At 60.0% G+C, this 260-nt stretch carries 1 protein-coding gene; it reads left to right on the forward strand.

The window, feature by feature from the left end:
• The coding region (locus EOD29_RS32810; protein WP_127248858.1) for an SDR family oxidoreductase at positions 1-136 on the forward strand (136 nt) is incomplete at its 5' end.
• Positions 137-260 lie beyond the last annotated feature (124 nt).

The raw sequence follows: 260 nt of genomic DNA on the forward strand, positions 1-260 counted from the left end.
CCTCAAGGCGCAGCCGACGCGTGAATTCGTCAAGGCCGAGGAGATCGGCGCGCTGTCGCTCTACCTCGCCAGTGACGCCGCCCGCCAGGTGACGGGAACCCACATCTCGATTGACGGTGGCTGGACGGCGGCCTAACCATTTGGAAAAGACAACCGGGAATACCATGAACGACAGCATTCGCTTCATCCTGAATGGCGAGGACATCGAACTCACCGATGTCGGGCCGACCGAGACGCTTCTCGATTTTCTGCGGTTGAAG

The organism is Mesorhizobium sp. M1A.T.Ca.IN.004.03.1.1, from assembly GCF_003997555.1.
GTDB lineage: Bacteria > Pseudomonadota > Alphaproteobacteria > Rhizobiales > Rhizobiaceae > Mesorhizobium.